The sequence below is a fragment of the Pararhodobacter zhoushanensis genome (assembly GCF_025949695.1).
GTDB classification, from domain to species: domain Bacteria; phylum Pseudomonadota; class Alphaproteobacteria; order Rhodobacterales; family Rhodobacteraceae; genus Pararhodobacter; species Pararhodobacter zhoushanensis_A.
Genome location: NZ_JAPDFL010000001.1, coordinates 321,623 through 338,466 on the forward strand (window position 1 = coordinate 321,623; position 16,844 = coordinate 338,466).

Annotated in this window: 16 protein-coding genes; 4 read left to right on the top strand and 12 right to left on the bottom strand. The window is 65.2% G+C overall.

From position 1 onward, the window contains the following. The first annotated feature begins 52 nt into the window (after window positions 1–52). Window positions 53–937, top strand: coding sequence for a formyltetrahydrofolate deformylase (gene purU / locus OKW52_RS01580; RefSeq protein ID WP_264504153.1), 885 nt, complete (start codon window positions 53–55; stop codon window positions 935–937). Window positions 938–1,198: 261 nt separating this feature from the next. Here the strand turns inward: purU and OKW52_RS01585 are convergent, their stop codons facing one another. Genes OKW52_RS01585 through OKW52_RS01620 form a run of 8 tightly spaced genes read right to left on the bottom strand, consistent with a single transcriptional unit; the run spans window position 1,199 to window position 8,917 of the window. After that, on the bottom strand, window positions 1,199–2,770 hold the full coding sequence (locus OKW52_RS01585; RefSeq protein ID WP_264504154.1) for an SDR family oxidoreductase: 1,572 nt from the start codon (window positions 2,768–2,770) through the stop codon (window positions 1,199–1,201). Between the two features lie 4 nt (window positions 2,771–2,774). Further along, window positions 2,775–3,275 carry a flavin reductase family protein gene (locus OKW52_RS01590; RefSeq protein WP_164736660.1) on the bottom strand — a complete coding sequence of 167 codons (501 nt, stop codon included), beginning with the start codon at window positions 3,273–3,275 and terminating at the stop codon, window positions 2,775–2,777. Window positions 3,276–3,303: 28 nt separating this feature from the next. Beyond that, entirely contained in the window at window positions 3,304–3,837 is a 534-nt protein-coding gene (locus OKW52_RS01595) for a nuclear transport factor 2 family protein (RefSeq protein ID WP_264504155.1), read from the bottom strand. Further along, on the bottom strand, window positions 3,834–4,646 hold the full coding sequence (locus tag OKW52_RS01600) for an acetate--CoA ligase family protein (RefSeq protein WP_264504156.1): 813 nt from the start codon (window positions 4,644–4,646) through the stop codon (window positions 3,834–3,836). Before OKW52_RS01600 ends, OKW52_RS01595 begins: the two co-directional genes overlap by 4 nt. After that, on the bottom strand, window positions 4,571–5,926 hold the full coding sequence (locus OKW52_RS01605; RefSeq protein WP_264504157.1) for an acetate--CoA ligase family protein: 1,356 nt from the start codon (window positions 5,924–5,926) through the stop codon (window positions 4,571–4,573). Before OKW52_RS01605 ends, OKW52_RS01600 begins: the two co-directional genes overlap by 76 nt. Continuing rightward, window positions 5,919–6,824, bottom strand: coding sequence for an SMP-30/gluconolactonase/LRE family protein (locus OKW52_RS01610; RefSeq protein WP_264504158.1), 906 nt, complete (start codon window positions 6,822–6,824; stop codon window positions 5,919–5,921). The genes OKW52_RS01605 and OKW52_RS01610 overlap by 8 nt, the downstream gene beginning before the upstream one ends. Window positions 6,825–6,883: 59 nt before the next feature. Beyond that, window positions 6,884–8,098 (bottom strand): ABC transporter substrate-binding protein, encoded by a 1,215-nt coding sequence (locus tag OKW52_RS01615; RefSeq protein WP_264504159.1) that lies wholly within the window; start codon window positions 8,096–8,098, stop codon window positions 6,884–6,886. A 60-nt stretch (window positions 8,099–8,158) separates the two neighbouring features. Further along, the gene (locus OKW52_RS01620; protein WP_264504160.1) at window positions 8,159–8,917 is read right to left on the bottom strand and encodes an SDR family NAD(P)-dependent oxidoreductase; all 759 of its coding nucleotides are present in this window, start codon (window positions 8,915–8,917) and stop codon (window positions 8,159–8,161) included. 255 nt (window positions 8,918–9,172) lie between these two features. Here OKW52_RS01620 and OKW52_RS01625 point away from each other — a divergent pair, with 255 nt between their 5' ends. From OKW52_RS01625 to OKW52_RS01635, 3 genes are all read left to right on the top strand, one after another. Then, window positions 9,173–9,952: an IclR family transcriptional regulator gene (locus OKW52_RS01625; protein ID WP_264504161.1), complete on the top strand. Its 780-nt coding sequence runs from the start codon at window positions 9,173–9,175 to the stop codon at window positions 9,950–9,952. 196 nt (window positions 9,953–10,148) lie between these two features. After that, window positions 10,149–11,789, top strand: coding sequence for a flavin-containing monooxygenase (locus OKW52_RS01630; protein ID WP_264504162.1), 1,641 nt, complete (start codon window positions 10,149–10,151; stop codon window positions 11,787–11,789). Between the two features lie 81 nt (window positions 11,790–11,870). After that, on the top strand, window positions 11,871–13,496 hold the full coding sequence (locus tag OKW52_RS01635) for a long-chain fatty acid--CoA ligase (RefSeq protein WP_264504163.1): 1,626 nt from the start codon (window positions 11,871–11,873) through the stop codon (window positions 13,494–13,496). A 71-nt stretch (window positions 13,497–13,567) separates the two neighbouring features. Here OKW52_RS01635 and OKW52_RS01640 read toward each other — a convergent pair whose 3' ends face one another. The 4 genes from OKW52_RS01640 to OKW52_RS01655 are packed head-to-tail and all read right to left on the bottom strand — an operon-like array spanning window position 13,568 to window position 16,838. Beyond that, window positions 13,568–14,491: a branched-chain amino acid ABC transporter permease gene (locus OKW52_RS01640; RefSeq protein WP_264504164.1), complete on the bottom strand. Its 924-nt coding sequence runs from the start codon at window positions 14,489–14,491 to the stop codon at window positions 13,568–13,570. Continuing rightward, on the bottom strand, window positions 14,488–15,372 hold the full coding sequence (locus OKW52_RS01645; RefSeq protein ID WP_264504165.1) for a branched-chain amino acid ABC transporter permease: 885 nt from the start codon (window positions 15,370–15,372) through the stop codon (window positions 14,488–14,490). The genes OKW52_RS01640 and OKW52_RS01645 overlap by 4 nt, the downstream gene beginning before the upstream one ends. A 4-nt stretch (window positions 15,373–15,376) precedes the next feature. Continuing rightward, the gene (locus tag OKW52_RS01650) at window positions 15,377–16,084 is read right to left on the bottom strand and encodes an ABC transporter ATP-binding protein (RefSeq protein ID WP_264504166.1); all 708 of its coding nucleotides are present in this window, start codon (window positions 16,082–16,084) and stop codon (window positions 15,377–15,379) included. Then, window positions 16,074–16,838 (bottom strand): ABC transporter ATP-binding protein, encoded by a 765-nt coding sequence (locus OKW52_RS01655; protein ID WP_264504167.1) that lies wholly within the window; start codon window positions 16,836–16,838, stop codon window positions 16,074–16,076. Before OKW52_RS01655 ends, OKW52_RS01650 begins: the two co-directional genes overlap by 11 nt. Between the last annotated feature and the right edge of the window lie 6 nt (window positions 16,839–16,844).

Consider the following 16,844-nt stretch of genomic DNA (forward strand, 5'->3'; position numbering starts at 1 on the left):
CGCCCCCGGCCTTTGGCCGAGCGGGCCCAGACCCTTCGAACCAGGAGTTCCTATGACCAAATACTGCCTGACCGTGACCTGCACCTCGACCCGCGGCATCGTTGCCGCGATCTCGGCCTTTCTGGCCGAAAACGGCTGCAACATCACCGACAGCTCGCAATTCGACGACATGGAGACCGGCAACTTCTTCATGCGGATCAGCTTCACCTCGGAAACCGGCGCAGACCTCGCAGCCCTGACCGAAGCCTTCGCGCCGGTCGCGACGAAATTCGACATGAACTACGCGTTCCATGATGAAGCGACCAAGATGAAGGTCGTGATCATGGTCTCGCGTTTCGGCCATTGCCTGAACGATCTGCTCTACCGCGTGCGCATCGGCGCGCTGCCGGTCGAGATTGTCGCGGTGATCTCGAACCACATGGACTACCAGAAGGTGGTCGTGAACAACGACATCCCCTTCCATTGCATCAAGGTGACCAAGGCCAACAAGCCGCAGGCCGAAGCCGCGATCATGCAGGTGGTTGTCGACACCGGGGCCGAACTGATCGTGCTGGCGCGCTACATGCAGATCCTGTCGGACGAGATGTGCACCAAGATGTCGGGCAAGATCATCAACATCCACCACTCGTTCCTGCCCAGCTTCAAAGGGGCCAACCCCTACAAGCAGGCCTTCGAGCGTGGTGTGAAACTGATCGGGGCGACCTCGCACTACGTCACCGCCGATCTGGACGAGGGTCCGATCATCGAACAGGACACCGTGCGCGTCACCCATGCGCAAAGCCCCGAGGATTACGTGAGCCTTGGCCGCGATGTGGAAAGCCAGGTTCTGGCCCGCGCGATCCACGCGCATGCCCACCGCCGGGCATTCATGAATGGCAACAAGACCGTGGTCTTCCCGGCCTCGCCCGGTTCGTATTCGTCCGAGCGTATGGGCTGACCCCCCGGCTTTGAGACCAGCCCTTTGATCCAGCCCGCCCCCTCGGGCTGGATCTTTACATTTCCGGAGCGCCGCTTTGGGGGTTGGAACAGGGGGGCCTCGGCCCCCTCGGCCCGTTCCGGGCCTCACCCCCTGAGGATATTTAAGGACAGAAAATGGCGTTAACTTTTTGTTAACCATGCCCCATTTTCTGTCTCTAAATATCCTCCAGGAGGGTCCGGGAGGATGGAAAATCCTCCCGGTCGGCTGGGGCGACGCGCCTCAGGAGTCGCTGGCGTCGCCGGCACTGCCAAAGGCGTTCCAGCCGCCATCGACGCTGAGCAACGTGCCGTTGACATAGCTGGCACCGGGCGAGGCAAGGAACCACACCGCCTCGGCAATATCTTGCGGCTGCCCCAGATCACCCATCGGAATCCGCGCACGGATCTTCCCGCTGTCGATACGCCCGGCCTTTTCCAGTGCGGCCACACCCGGGGTGCGGATATACCCCGGCGCGACGGTGGCGGTGCGGATGCCTTGCGGGCCGAGTTCGGCGGCGAAACAGCGGGTCAGGATGTCGATCCCCGCCTTGGACGCGCCATACGCATGCCGCGGCGCCATCGGCACCAGCCCGGCGATTGAGCCGATGTTGACGATCACGCCGCGCCCGGCCTGCAGGCTCGGGATCGCCGCACGGGCACACAGAAACGCGCCGGTCAGGTTGACGTCGAGCACGCGTTCAAGATCCGCTGTCGTCTGCTCAGTGGCGGGCTGGAAGGCGTCGGCGATGGCGGCGTTGTTGACCAGAATATCCACCGGCCCCAGTGCCTGCACGATCTGCGCAAAGCAGTCGGTGACGGCCTGCTCATCGGTCACGTCGCAGACAAAGGCCTGCGCCGAAGCGCCCAGAGTGGCGGCTTGCGCCTTCGCGCCCTCACCGTTGCGATCCACAATCGCCACCCGGTCGCCCGAGGCCACAAACCGCGCCGCAATCGCCGCCCCGATACCGTCTGCCGCGCCGGTCACCACCACGACGCGCGGGGCAGGATCGGCAAAGGGGCGGGATTGTTCGGCGGCGGGCACGACGTCGGCAGGCGGGTGCGCATCGCCGGGCTGGTTGAACGACATCCAGCCACCATCGACACCCAGAATGGCCCCCGTCACATAGCGCGCCTTGTCCGAGGCCAGAAACCCGATGACCGAGGCCATCTCATCGGCCCGTGCCAGCCGCCCCATCGGAATGCGGCGGCGCACCGCGCGCAGGTCTGCCTTGCCCGCCGCTTCCAGCGCCGCGACCATCGGCGTGCGCACATAGCCCGGCGCAATGGCATTGACCCGGATCCCCCGCGCCGCCCATTCGCAGGCCAGCGACCGGGTGAGCGAGATCAGCGCCGCCTTTGACGCGGCATAGGCGTTGCGGGTCGGGTTGCCGAGCACGCCCGCCAGCGAGGCGGTGTTGACGATCACCCCGCCCGCGCCCATCCGCGCTGCCGCCTCACGCGCCATGACAAACGGTCCGGCCAGATTGGTGCGCAGGGTCAGGCGGAAATGGGCGATGTCGGTCTGCACCGTGGGGGCCATGATCGGCCCCATCGCGGCGTTGTTGAGCAGGATATCCACGCCATCACACAATGTGTCGATCTGCGCGAACAGCGCGACGATCTGTGCCTCGTCCGAGAGATCGCACTCAAGTCCGACATGCTGGGGGCCATGTTCCGCTACAGCGTCGGCCACACCGCTGCCGGGCAGGTCCACGGCGATCAGCCGCACATCGGGGGCGGCGAATTCAGCCAGCAACGCGCGGCCAATGCCGCCCGCGGCACCGGTGACGATGCAGGTTCTGGTGGGGGTCATGGGATCACTCCGCAGTCAGGCGACGAAAGAACCCGTCGCGGTAAAGCAGGTTCGCACCGGGCGCGATGCGCAGGCCGACGACCGACCCCAGAAACACCGTGTGGCTGCCCTGCGTGAAGGCTTGCGCGACCACGCAGTCAAAGCGGCTGACCGCGCCATCGAGCATCGGCGCACCCGCCTGCCCTTCTTCCCAGGTTCCCAGATCAAACGCGCCGCGATCATCCAGCGGGGTCGAGGAAAACCGCCGGGCAATATCCGCCTGCTCATCAGACAGGAAGTTCACCACGAAAGCACCCGCTGTGCGAATGCGTTCGGCGGCGGGACGGTCGTTGCGGATGCAGACGACCAGCGTCGGCGGCTCGGTCGTGGCCGAGCAGATCGCGGTGACGGTCATCCCCTCCCACGCATCGGCGTGGCGATAGGTGACGACGGCGACGGGCGAGACGACATGGCGCATCGCCGTCTTGTAGTCGTCGACCGCGACGGCGTTGGGCCGATCTTTCATGGGAGCGCTTTCCATTGGCAGGGGCTGGTCAGACGGGTTTGAGGATCTGATAGACGGGGTCATCGGGCCAGCTGCTGCCGACCGGCTGTCGCACGCCAAAACGCTCGGCCTCGCTGCCTTCGGGCACGGTCTGATCCTCGGCCCAGTCATAGACCACGGTACGCGCCGCAACGCGCCAGTCGTCGCCGCGCTTTTCGAACCGGTCGCAGTACCGGCCGATCAGCATGACCTGCCGGACCACGCCATCCGCGCCCTTGCCCCGCTGATGGGCGGTGAAATAGCTTTCGACGGCGGCTTCAGTGGGGCTGGCAAAGTCGATCAGAATGTTGGTCAGCACATGCACATTGCGCGGCCCGGTGGCGAAGATGCTGCGCGCCCAGTTGATGAAACCCTCGGCGCTGCCCTGATATGGGCCGTGCCGGTCGGTGGCATCGGGCCAATAGGCCGAGCGCAGCGCGACCTCGTCGGCGCGGTCCACGCCGCGACAATAGCGGTGCAGGCACTCCTTGATCGCCTCACGGTCGCGCAACTCGGTGATCTGCGCGGCTAGATCGGGTGTCATGGCTGGCCCTCCAGTTCGATCAGCGCATCCAGCGCGATGACGCCCTGCCCTTTCGGCATCACCCGCACCGGGTTCAGGTCAACGCCGATCACCTGCGCGGCATGGGCGGCGGCAAAGCGTGACAGGTCGGTGAGCAGTTGCGCCAGCGCGTCGATATCGCTGGGCGGCGCACCGCGCACGCCTTCAAGCAGCGCAAAGCCGCGGATTTCGCGGATCATGCGGTGCGCCTCGGCCAGACCGAAGGGCGCGGCGCGGAAAGTGACGTCCTTGAGCACCTCGACAAAGACGCCGCCCAGACCGAACATCACCACCGGCCCCAGCACCGGATCGCGGGTGACGCCGACGATGGTCTCTACCCCGCCCTGCACCATCGGCGCGACCAGCACGCCCTCAATCCGGGCGTCGGGCATCGCCGTGGCGGCGCGGGCGAGGATCTCGGTGGCGGCCTGCCGCACGGCCTCTTCGTCGTGCAGATTGACGGCGACGCCGCCGATCTCGGTCTTGTGGGGGATGTCGGGCGAGCAGATCTTGACCACCACCGGAAAACCCAGTGCGGGTGCAAGGCGCGCGGCACAGCCAGCGGTTGCCGCCAGATGCTCGCCCGCAAAGCGGATCCCGGCGCGGGCCAGCAGGGCCTTGGCGCGCGCCTCGCTCAGCGGACCTTGCGGCAGGTCCAGCGGTTGCATCGGCGCGGGGGGCAGATCACGGCGGGCAAAGGCATCGCGGAACCGGGTCAGCGCGCCCAGCGCGTGGGCGAGTGCCGAGCCATCCTCGAACACCAGAAACCCGTCGGCCTCGTAGCGGCGCACCACCTCAGGGGGGCGGACATGGTCAGCGCGCGGATACTGTTGCCAGCCTCGCCGAGCGCCTCCATCAGCGCCTTGCGCAGCGGATCGGCATAGGTACGGCTGGCCGGGCCGGTGCCTAAGATGGCGGTGAAAAGATCATACTCGCCGCGCGACATCATCAGCTGAACGCAACGCTGCAACAGGTTCAGGTCGCTGACCGCCTGCGCGGTGGCATCGACCGGATTGCGCGGCGAGGCGAAGGGCAACATGTCCAGCAGTTCGGCCTGTGCATCCTCGGGCATGGGCGAGACGTCGAGACCCGCAGCCTCGGCATCATCGGCAAGCTGGATGCCGAAACCGCCGGACATGGTGAAGATCCCGATCCGGTTGCCCGCCGGAAAGCGACCAGCGGCGCAGGCATAGGCGACGTCGATCTGCTCGGCCGTCGTTGCGGCGCGGTGCACGCCGTATTGGCGCAGCACGGCATCGAACACCGCGTCCGACCCGGCCAGCGCGGCGGTATGCGAGGCGGCAGCGGCGGCCCCGACCGAGGAGCGCCCGGTTTTCATGAACACAATCGGTTTGCCCAGATCACGCGCGTTCTCCAGCGCGTTCAGGAACAGATCGCGGTCGCGCACACCCTCGGCATAGGCCATGACCACGCGCGTCTCGGGCTGGCGGACAACCCAGTCCAGCGCCTCGGCCACGTCGATATCGGCCTCGTTCCCGGTGGTGATCCACTGGCTGATGCCCAGCCCGCGCTGCCGCGCCAGATGGGCGATATGCGCGCCATACGCCCCGCTTTGCGAGACGATGCCAACCGGGCCGGGGGTGATCAGCGCGGTGTCCAGAATGACGCTGAACGTGCCGTAATAGCCAAGGCCTGGGTTGAAGACGCCCAGACAATTGGGCCCCAGTAGGCGCATGCCCGCTTCGCGGGCGGTGGCGATGATGCGCGATTGCAGATACTCGCCCTCGAGCCCGGTCTCCGCGAAACCGGCAGAGAAGATCACCGCCGAGCGCACGCCGCGCGCCGCGCATTCCTCAACGGTTTGCAGGGTGGCGGCGGCGGGCAGGGCCAGAATGGCGGTGTCGGGGGTTTCGGGCAACGCGGCGATAGAGGGAAAGGCGGGCAGACCCTGCACGCTTTCGCGGCGCGGATTGACCGGCAGGACGCGCCCGGCAAAGCCCGCCTCGCGCAGATAGCGCAGCGGGCGGCCCCCGATGCGCGACACATCATCCGAGGCTCCGACCAGCGCCACGCTGCGCGGGGCCATGAGGGCGGCGAAGGCGTCAGACATGCGCAGCGCCTCCCAGTTTCATGCGCGGTTCGGCCAGCCCGGTAACCCCCAGCCCGTCAAGCGCGAACAGATACCCGCCCTGCGGATGGCGCGAGATCGCGCGGCCCGAGCCACTGTCCTTGATCGAGGTGACATAGAGCTGGTCCAGATTTGGGCCGCCGAACGCCAGACAGCTGGGCATGTCCGTGGGGGCCTCGACCAGCCGCTCCAGCTTGCCCGAGGGGGCGAAGCGGGCGATCTTGCCGACATTGACCAACGCCACCCAGACATGGCCTTCGGCATCGACGGTTGCGCCATCGGGGCCGGAATTGAATTGCTGCGTGTCGGCAAACACGCGGGGATGCGACAGTTCACCGTCGTCATAGTCATAGGCGCGGATGAAGCGGTCCAGACTGTCCGAGAAATACATCGTGCGCCCGTCCGGGCTGAAGCACAGCGAGTTCGAGATGCGGATACCGTTGGCCAGCACCTCGGCCTGCCCGTCGCCGGTGACGCGGATCAGCTCGCCCACCGGTTCGGCAAACACCCCCATGCCGCCACACACGAAACGACCCTGACGGTCAACCTTGCCATCGTTGAAACGCACGCGGTCGCTGGGGATCGCCGGGCGGTAGAGCGGCGCAAGGCTGTCTGCATCCAGATCGACCAGATAGATCCCGTCGAACAGGCCTGCGACCAGCCGCCCATCCTCGCACAGCCCGATCGAGCCGATCATCGATGGCATCAGCATTTGCCCCGACGCACCGCTGGACGGGTCCAGAAAGCGGATCATGCGCGACACGCCGTCCACCCAGTACAAACGCTGGCGCCGGTCGTCCCACAACGGGCTTTCGCCCAGCATGTCCGGGCTTGGCCCGACGCGTTGGGCCTTGATCTTGGTGTCGATAGGGGCGGTCATCGCGTGTCCCGGAAAAATTGGCGACCAGCCCGAAGGCCGGTCGCCAGGTGGGGAGGAACTTAGTTGGTGAACAGCGGGCAGGCGCTTTCAGCCTGCGAGCGCCAGGATTGTTCAGCCGGGATCTGGCCGAGCACTTCGTACAGATCCCACGGCCCGGTCGAGGCCTCGGGCGTCTGCACGCGCACCAGTTGCATCGGGTGCATCACCACGCCATCGGCGCGGATCGACACATCATGCATGACCGCATCGTTCACCGGCAGCGCCCGCATCTGCTCCATGACCGTGACGCCATCGTCGCTGCCGCCTGCTGCCATGGACTGCAGCAGATGGTTCATCGCCGAATAGGTAACCAGCTGCGACTCGTTGGGATACCGCCCGTCATAGGCCGCGTTGTAGCGTTCGGTCAGGGCGCGGGTCTCGTCGTCCGAATTCCAGTAGGCCGCAGCCGAGAACACCAACCCCTGCGTCGCTTCCAACCCGATGCTGTAGACGTTGTTGACCTGAATCCCCAGCGGTGCCAGCTGCTGACCGGCATCGACGATGCCAAACTCTTCCGCTTGCTTGATCACGTTGGCCAGATCGGCCCCGGCGTTGGCGATCCCGATCACCTGCGCGCCGCTGGCCTGCGCTTGCAGCAACTGCGAGGAGAAATCGCTCGCGCCCAGCGGATGCAGGGTCGAGCCCAGCACCGTCCCGCCTGCCGCTTCGACGAAGCGGGTGGCATCAGCCTGCCATTGCTGGCCGAAGGTGTAGTCAACGGTGATGAAATACCACGTCAGGTTGCCCTGTTCGAGCTGCGCATTCACCGAGCCGCGCGCCAGCGTATAGGTGTCATAGGCCCAGTTCGTCGTCATCGGCGAACACTGGCCATTGGTCGTTTCGGTCGTCGCCGTTCCCGCGATCAGATAGGGGCGGTTGTTTTCGCGCATCACGTCCTGAACCGCCAGCGCGATGGACGAGGCCGAGCAGCCGATGATCGCATCGACGCCTTCTTCCTCTACCCAGCGACGCGCGGTCGAAACGCCGATGTCGGGCTGGTTCTGGTCATCGGCGATGACGATCTCGATGGGCGTGCCGTTGATGGCGCCGCCGTTATCCTCGACCGCCAGCCGCGCCATGGCGACCGACCCCGCACCGCAGTTATCGGCATAGGGGCCCGACTGGTCGTTCATCACGCCGATACGGATCACACCGTCGGAAAAATCCGCAAAGGCCGGCGAAGCGGTCAGCGCGGTGCAGGTCATCATCAGCCCGAAGGCTTTCGTGGTTTTCATGGTCTTCCTCCCATTGGATTGGCTTGGCTCCTCCAGCCTTGCCGGTTCATTTCTCAGCAGTCACGAGAACGCGTAGGTGACCCCTCCGTCGACAAACAGCATGTCCCCGGTCACAAAAGATGCCTCGTCCGAGGCCAGAAACACGGCGGCATTCGCCATGTCCTCGGGCTGTCCCAGACGGCCGATAGGCATGCGCTGGCGGCGGCGTTCCCACGCCTCTTCGGACACCACCAGATTGGCGCCGTCGGTCTGGGTCGGCCCCGGTGCAATGGCCGTGACGCGGATGTTGTCAGGGCCGAATTCCGCCGCGCCCGAACGGGTCGCAGCCGCCACCGCCGCCTTGATCGCGCTGTACATGATGCCGTTCTTCATCGCCAAAACAGCCGAGGGCGAGGCGATGTTGACGATCACGCCCCCGCCCGCCAGACGCATCTGCGGAACGGCGGCCTGATAGCCCCAGATCACCCCCTTGAAGCCCACGTCGATCATCCGGCCGATCATCGTTTCGGTCTGCTCTTCCAGCGGGCCGTAGCGGTTATACATCGCGTTGTTGACCAGAATGGTGATCGGCCCCAGCGCATGCTTGATGCGCGCGGCGGCGGTGAACACTTCTTCGCGGTCAGCGACATTGGCGCGCAGGGCAATCGCCTGTCCGCCTGCGGCGACGATCTCCTGCGCGGTCGCCTCGGCCACCTCAAGCTTCAGATCGACAACGCCGACAGCGGCCCCTTCGCGGGCATAGGCCAGGCTGATTGCACGCCCGATGCCGCCGCCTCCGCCGGTTACCATTGCCACCCGACCTGTCAGTCTGCCTTGCATGCGTCTTGTCCCCTCCCTGGGCCGGCGATGTGCAAAACCGCCGATAATTCCATGGCCTTACGGGCTTCCAAAGGGCATGCCGGTTGCGCACACCACCCGCGCCATTCAGCGGCGGGCAGAGCAAACAGGACGGACCACACGACGCGACCCTTGGGCAGTAAGGCGTGATGTGAAGATTGCACGAGCGTTTGCATGCAGCCAGAAAATTCCGTAAGTGAATTTGAGTTTCACACTTGTGAATTCCGGGGGGATGCTGTGTCGAACGCTCAGGTTAAATCCGCGATGCGGGCCTTCGAGATCCTCGAACACTTCCGCCTGTCGCAACAGCCCCGCACCATGTCCGAGCTGTCGACGGACCTTGGCTATCCTTTGTCCAGCACCACGGTCTTGCTGAAAACATTGGTTAATCTTGGCTATCTGAACTACGACCGCAGCAAGCGCGTCTACTTCCCCACCACCAAGGTCACCGGCCTTGGCGACTGGGTGCCGCGCGCGCTGTTCGGCTCGGGCCAGATCATCGACGCGATGAACGACGTGCACGCGATCACCAGCGAAGGCGTCTTTGTCGGCACCCGCAACGATGTTTACCTGCAATACCTCAAGACCAAGCAATCCCTGCACGCGCTGCGTTTTTACATTGATGAGGGCACGGTGCGCCCGATCACGCAGTCGGCAGCGGGCTGGGTTTTGCTGGCCACCATGCCCGACGACAAGATCGAAAACATGGTGCGCCGCGCCAATATCGCCACGCAGAATCCGGCCGAGCGCGTGCTGATGCCCGAGATCCTGAAATCCGTCGCCGAGGTCCGCCGCCGGGGCTATGGCTGGGCCGAGGGCGTGCCCTTTGCCGGGGGCGCGACCATCGCCGTCTTGATGCCCGGCACCATTCTGGGCAGCCCGGTGACGCTGGCGGTGGGTGGCGTCACCGACCGCCTGAAGAAGAACTTCGACAAATATCTCGGCGCGCTGATGGCTGCCGCGCGGTCGGTCAAGCGCGATCCGGGCTTTGACACCCCCATCCACATCGAACTGTAAGACCCCGCACATTTCACGGATGTGAATGTTTCGCGCAATTCTGCTGAAGTGTTGCTCGTCGTCGCCTGAGCGCGTTTCATGCGCCCAAGCGGCGCGCGACCCTCAGGAGGAGGCCGCGCTCTGGCGCCCCGGTCCGGCGATTGCGCAGGCCCCGGCACCCGATGCCCGCAGCAGTCCAATCGGAGGAGGGGCACAAATGGATCACACGTCAGCACAGGCCGAGCGGGTCGACATGGTCATCGTCGGCGCAGGCTTCGGGGGCATGTACGCCACCTGGAAATTCCGCGAGATGGGCCTGTCGATCGTCAGCATCGAAGAGGGTAAAGACGTCGGCGGCGTCTGGTACTGGAACCGTTATCCCGGCGCGCGCTGCGACCTGCTGTCGGTCGATTACAGCTATGGGTTCTCGGAAGAGGTGCAGCAGGAATGGACATGGTCCGAGCAATTCGCCGCCCAGCCCGAGATCCTGGCTTATGCCAATTTCGTCGCCGACCGGCTGGATCTGCGCAAGCATTACCGCTTTGAAACCCGCGTCGAGAGCGCCAAATGGGACGACAAACGCCAGCTTTGGCGGGTGCGCACCAGCGACGGCAAGCTGCTGGAAGCGACTTACTGCGTCATGTCCACCGGCCCGCTGTCCAAGCCGACCGATCCTGACATTCCCGGATTGAGCCGCTTCAAGGGCCTGACCCTGCGCGCCGCGCGCTGGCCGCACGAGGAGCCGGATCTCAAGGGCAAGCGGATCGGGGTGCTGGGCACCGGCTCGTCGGGGATGCAGATCATCCAGACGCTGGGCCGCACCGAGTGTGAGCTGTTCGTGTTCCAGCGCACGCCCAGTTTCACCCTGCCGATGCGCAACCGCAAAGTCTCGGACCGCGACGTGGCGGAACTCAAAGCCAATTACGCCTCGATCCGCGCGGCCTGCAAGATGAACCCCACCGGCGGCGCGCGCCCGGTTTCGACCCGGCCTTTCTTTTCCATCCCGGCCGATCACCGGCAAGAGCTGATGGAACAGGCGTGGCAGCATGGCGGGCACACGTTCCTTGGCATCTTTTCCGATCTGATGGTCAATCAGGCGGCCAATGATCAGGTGGCCGACTTCGTCCGCGACCGCATCCATGACACCGTGAACGACAAGGCGCTGGCCGAAAAGCTGAAGCCGCGCGGCTATCCGATCTTTGCCCGCCGTCCCTGCCTCGATACCGGCTATTACGAGACCTATAACCGCGAGAACGTGCATCTGGTCGATTGCCTGGAAGACCCCATCGTCGAGATCACCGAAAACGGCATCCGCACGCAATCGGGCGAGCATGAGCTTGACGTGCTGATCCTTGCCACCGGCTATGATGCACTGACCGGCGCGCTCTTGGCCTTTGAGATCACCGGCAAAGACGGCGTCGCGCTTAAGGACAAATGGGAGGGCGGGCCGCGCTCGCTCTTCGGGATCATGATGGCGGGCTTTCCCAACCTGTTCATGACCACGGGGCCGAATGGCCCGGCGGCGCTGGCGAATATCTTCACCATCTCGGAAAACGATGTGGATTTCATCGCCGGGGTGATCGCGCAGATGCAGGCCCAGGGACAGGGGGCGGTGGAGCCGTCGCTTGCGGCCGAGGATGCCTGGATGGCGCAGATCCAGACCTTGGCCAGCCGGTCGCTGATGCTGAAGGCAAAGACCTGGTGGACAGGGTCCAACGTGAAGGGCAAGCCGCAGGGCATGTCGATGTTCACCGGCGGCTTCCACAAATACCGTGAGGCCTGCGAGTCGGTCAGTGCCAATGGCTACCGCGATCTGGTGTTTGAACCGGCCCCCGCGCTGGAAACCGCCGCGCGCTGAGCGCCCCTGCCACAACCGCTTCCCCACCCGGCCGCCGCCCCGCGCGGCCGGGCTGATCCCTTTCATCCCGGAGTTTCCCCCATGCTCGGTCTCATGCAGGATCAGCCGCTGCTGATCTCATCCCTTCTCACCCATGCCGAACGCTATCACCCGCGCAGCGAGATCGTCTCGGTCACCTGCGAGGGTGAAACCGTGCGCTCAAGCTGGGGCCAACTGGCCCGGCGCGCGCGGCAGGCGGCGCAGGCGCTGCTGGCGATGGGGGTCAAACCGGGCGACCGGGTGGCGACGCTGGCGTGGAACACGCACCGGCATCTGGAACTGTACTATGCCGCCGCCGGGATCGGGGCGGTGCTGCACACGGTCAATCCCCGGCTGTTCCCCGAACAGATCGAGTATATCCTCAACCACGGCGGGGCCGAGGTGCTGCTGTTCGACCTGCCGTTTCTGGGGCTGGTCGACGGGCTGGCGGGCAAGATCCCCAATATCCGGCATCAGGTTGTGCTGACCGACGCGGCGCATCTGCCCGAGGGGCGCGACACGCTGGCCAGCTATGAGACCCTGATCGCCGCTGAGGATGGCACGCTGGTCTGGCCGCGCTTTGACGAGCGCAGCGCCTCGGGGCTTTGCTACACCTCGGGCACCACCGGCAACCCAAAGGGCGTGCTCTATTCTCACCGCTCGACCGTGCTGCACGCCTTCCTGTGCTGTCAGGTCGACGGCTTGCACCTGTCGCGCGATGACAGCACCCTGCTGGCCGTGCCGCTGTTCCACGTCAACGCCTGGGGCATCCCCTATGCCAGCGCGATGTGCGGCGCCAAGCTGGTGCTGCCGGGGCCGAAACTGGATGGCGAGAGCCTGTTTTCACTGGCTGTGGCCGAGGAGTGCACCTTCTCGCTGGGCGTGCCGACAGTCTGGCTGGGTCTGTTCAAATACCTTGATGAGGCCGGGATCGACGTGCAGCGCCTGCCCTTCCAGCGCGTGCTGATCGGTGGCTCGGCGGCCCCGCGTGCGCTGTTGCAGCGCTTCCACGACGCGGGCGTCCATGCGTTTCAGGCCTGGGGGATGAGCGAGACAAGCCCCGTCGCCACCGTCGCCGCCCTGCTGCCGCATCACCGCGACCTGCCGAAATCCGACCAGATCGACGTGCTGGCAAGGCAGGGTCGCGCGATGTTCGGGGTCGAGCTGAAGATCGTCGCCGAAGATGGCAGCGAGTTGCCGCAGGATGGCTCGGTGAGTGGCGAGCTGATGGTGCGCGGGCCGTGGGTGACCTCGGGCTATTACGGCGGGGTTGGTGGGCAGGTGGTCGATGCGGATGGCTGGTTCGCCACGGGGGACGTGGCGAAGATCGACAGCGAGGGCTTCGTCACGCTCACCGACCGCTCCAAGGATGTGATCAAGTCGGGCGGCGAGTGGATCAGCTCGATCGAGCTGGAAAACGCCGCCCTCGGCCACCCGGCGGTCGAAGCCGCGGCGGTGGTGGGCGTCACGCATGAGCGCTGGCAGGAACGCCCGCTGATGCTGGTGATCCGCAAACCGGGCAGCGCGGCGGAACCGCAAGAGATCCTCGATTTCCTTGCCGACAAGGTCGCCCGCTGGTGGCTGCCGGACGCGCTGGTCTTTGTCGACACGCTACCGCTGACGGCGACCGGCAAGCTGGACAAGAAGGTGCTGCGCGCGGCGTGGAAGGATCATCTGGTCGGCGCTTAACCCCGGCTCCAACAGGAAAGGGGCGCGCCGATGATCCGGCGCGCCCCTTTTTCATGCCGTGCCGGCGGTCTTCAGCTTTTCGCCGGTTTCCAGAACCGCGCCTTGATCTCGCCCACCACGCCCTTGCGGAAGAACAGGATCACCGCCAGGAAGACCGTCCCCTGAATGATCAGCGCCCATTCGCCGAACTGCGCCAATTCGTCGTTCAGCAGCACGATCAGCGCGGCCCCGACCATCGGCCCGGTCATCGTGCCAAGGCCGCCGAGCAGCGTCATGAAAATGATCGTGCCGGACACATGGAACGACAGATCATGCAGCGTGGCGATCTGGAAGACGGCGGCTTTCATCGCGCCCGCCAGTCCGGCCAGCCCCGCCGACAGGGTCAGCGCGAGTATCTTGAACCGTTCGGGCTGGAAACCCAGCGATTCCACGCGGTCCTCATTGTCGCGGATCGCGCGCAGCACCTCGCCAAAGGGCGAATGGACGATGCGGTAGAACAGCGCGATGGCCAGCACCGAAAACACCAGCACGACGAAATACAGCGCCAGATTGCTGCTGACATCGACCACCCCGAACAGCGCCGAGCGCGGGATGCGCTGCAGGCCGTCCTCGCCGCCGGTAAAGGGCGCGCGCAGCAGCAGGAAGTAGACGAACTGCGAGATGGCCAGCGTGATCATGGCAAACTGGATGCCGCCGCGCCGGGCCGAGATCAGCCCGACCAGCCAGCCCAGCGCCGCCATCGCCAGCGCGGCAAGGATGAAGCACAGCTCGATCGACAGCGCGGTGTTCTTGAGCATCCAGCCCGACAGATAGGCCGCCGTGCCAAAGAACATCGCATGCCCAAAGCACAAGAGCCCGGCATAGCCCAGAAGCAGATTGAACGACGACGCGAAGACCACAAAGCACAGGATGGTCATCAGCAGGATCGGATAGATCTGGAACGGCGCGAGCACCGCCAGAACAGCGAACAGCGCGAAAAGGGCGTAGCGGGTCATCGGGATTTCTCCGGGGCGGAAAACAGGCCGTTGGGCCGCAGGATCAGGGCAAGGATCATGATGACGAAGATCGCAAGGTTCGAGCCTTCGGGGTAGAAGACCTTGGTCAGCCCCTCGACGATGCCGATCAGATAGCCGGTCAGGATCGCCCCAAGGATCGAGCCCATGCCGCCGATCACCACCACGGCGAAGATGACGATCATCAGGTTCGACCCCATCGAGGGCGACACCTGATAGATCGGCGCGGCCAGCACCCCACCCAGCCCCGCCAGACCGACGCCAAAGGCATAGGTCAGGCTCATCATCCGGGGCACGTTGATGCCAAAGGATTCCACGATCTCAGGCCGCTCGTTCGCCGCACGCAGATAGGCGCCCAGCTTGGTCTTTTCGATCAGCAGCCATGTCCCAAGGCAAACCGCCAGCGAGAACACCACGACCCAGCCGCGATACCAGGGCAGGAACATGAACCCCAGATTGACGCCGCCGGGAATCGGCGAGCGGTAGGGCAAGCCGCTGGACCCGAATTCGAGCCGCATCAGCCCCTCGATGATCAGCACCGAGGCAAAGGTGGCCAGCAGGCTGTAGAGCGGATCAAGCCCGCGCAGGGGGCGCAGGATCGTTCGCTCCATCAACAGCCCGAAAGCGCCCACAATCACCGGCGCGATGAACAGCGCACCCCAGTAGGGAATGCCCAGCGTGTTAAGCAGCAAGAGCGCCACAAAGGCCCCCAGCATGTACTGCGCGCCATGGGCAAAGTTCACCACATGGATCAGGCCAAAGATGATCGCCAGCCCGAGGCTGAGCATGGCATAGAACGACCCGTTGATCAGGCCGATCAGCAACTGGCCTGCCAGCAGCTGGATCGAGATATGGTCGAACATCGGCTCAGACCCCCAGGTAATGTTTGACGCGGTCCATGTCGGTCCGCAGGGTTTCGGCATCCAGCGTGTCCACCACCACGCCGTTCTCAACGACGACATGGCGATCGGCCACACGGCGGGCGAATTGCAGGTTCTGCTCGACCAGCAGGATGGTGAATCCCTGCGCCTTCAGCCGCAGGATCTGCTCGCCGATTTCCTTGACCACCACCGGGGCCAGCCCCTCGCTGGGTTCGTCCAGCAACAGGAACCGCGCGCCGGTGCGCAGGATGCGGGCGATGGCCAGCATCTGCTGCTCGCCGCCCGACAGCTTGGTGCCGGGGCTTTTCAGCCGGCGCTGCAGGTTGGGAAACTGCGCCAGCAGATCACTGTCCGAAATCCCGCCGGGTTTCAGCACCGGCGGCAGGGTCAGGTTTTCCGACACGTTCAGCGACGAGAAGATCGCGCGCTCTTCCGGGCAATAGGCGATCCCGGCGCGGGCGATCTGATAGGTCCGCTTGCCGATCAGTTCTTGCCCGTCAAAGCGGATCGCCCCGGTGCGCTTGCCCACGATGCCCATGATCGAGCGCAGCGTGGTGGATTTGCCCGCCCCGTTGCGACCGATCAGCGTGACCAGTTCGCCGGGGCGGACAGTGAAATTCATCCCGTGCAGCGCCTTGGACTCGCCGTACCAGGCGTGCAGGTTTTCGACCGAAAGCAGCGCGTCACTCGTCATCGACGCCTCCCATATAGGCGGTGATGACCTCGGGGTCGTTGGAGACCTCGTCATAGGTTCCCTCGGTCAGCACCTCGCCGTGTTGCAGCACGGTGATGCGCTCGCACAGGCTGGAAACGACCGAGAGGTTATGCTCGACGATCAGGATCGTGCGCCCGGCCGACACGGTGCGGATCAGGTCGGTGATCGGCGCGATGTCTTCGTGGCCCATGCCTGCCGTCGGCTCATCCAGCAGCATCACCTTGGGGTCCAGCGCCAGCGTCGTGGCAATCTCGAGCGCGCGTTTCTTTCCGTAGGACAGCTCGGTCGCCGGCGTATCTTCCTGCCCGGACAGGCCCACCTGTGCCAGCAGCGCGCGCGCCGGGTCGTTCAGCGCCTTGATCGAGTTCAGCGAGCGCCAGAACCGGAACGCCGTGCCCTGACTGGATTGCAGCGCGACGCGCACGTTTTCCAGACAGGTCAGATGCGGAAACGTCGCCGAAATCTGGAACGAGCGCACCAGCCCCAGCCGCGCCACCTGCGCCGAGCGCAGGCCGGTGATGTCCTGCCCGTCCAGCAGCACCTGTCCGCTGGTCGGCGTCAAGGTCTTGGTCAGCAGGTTGAAGCAGGTGGTCTTGCCCGCCCCGTTCGGCCCGATCAGCGCGTGGATCGACCCGCGCCTGACCTTCAGGGTCACATCCTTGACCGCGTGGAACCCGCCAAAGGATTTGGTCAGGCCGCGCGCTTCAAGGGCGTAGTCGGTCGGTGTGCTCATGGGGCC